The following is a 632-nucleotide window of genomic DNA, read 5'->3' as shown; positions in this document are numbered from 1 at the left end:
TGTGAAGCATGACGATTCCGGCGCTTGTATGATGGCCGCCGATCGGATGAAGATGAAAGGGCTGCTGGCTTACCATAGAGCGTGGGGGCTCGTGGGCACGAAGTATACGACCCACAATAGTCTGAGGATTGTATTACTGGCTGGGCATCAGACTAATAAGCTACTACGCGCACCCTTGCGCATGAATGCACTCATTGGACGCGGCACAAGAGCCGCCTCGACCGCGACTTCAGCCGCAAGCTTTTCGGTGACGAAGGCTATGCCCGCGAAGAACTCGTGGCCGAGCTGGGCGCTGCGTTCCTCTGCGCTGATCTCGGGCTGACGCTCGAAGCTCGCGAAGACCACGCCGCCTATATCGGCAGCTGGCTGCGCTAATGACGAGCTCGTCATTAGCGCAATTATCGCGAGGAGGGCATAATGCGGAGGAGAATTTCGTAGCCCGTTTGATTTCAATGTGTTGGGTCGTGGCTGTGCCGTTCTTGCTGCGCATTATTTCAGGCTGGATGTTTCTTGGGTTGATCAATCAAACCAAGGAGGAATCGATGTCCCAATCGCCTTTCAAGGAAATTTCAGAACTTCGCGTCACGCTGCGCCGGCAGCGATATAGCCCAACTGTCATTCACAACTATTGC

Annotated in this window: 1 protein-coding gene; it reads right to left on the bottom strand. The window is 54.9% G+C overall.

Annotation, left to right across the window (positions count from 1 at the left end; translation table 11 throughout):
- Nucleotides 1-147 precede the first annotated feature (147 nt).
- Nucleotides 148-390 carry a hypothetical protein gene (locus A3722_RS25375; RefSeq protein WP_443068792.1) on the bottom strand — a complete coding sequence of 81 codons (243 nt, stop codon included), beginning with the start codon at nucleotides 388-390 and terminating at the stop codon, nucleotides 148-150.
- Nucleotides 391-632 lie beyond the last annotated feature (242 nt).

Origin of the sequence: Sulfitobacter sp. HI0027 (assembly GCF_001634775.1) — a bacterium.
GTDB lineage: Bacteria > Pseudomonadota > Alphaproteobacteria > Rhodobacterales > Rhodobacteraceae > Sulfitobacter.
The sequence above is the reverse complement of the archived record's forward strand: the minus strand, read 5'-3'. Positions and strand labels throughout refer to the sequence as shown.

What these genes read in the sequence shown, in the direction of transcription:
- A3722_RS25375 (WP_443068792.1), bottom strand. Translation starts at nt 390, where the DNA reads ATGACGAGCTCGTCATTAGCGCAGCCAGCTGCCGATATAGGCGGCGTG.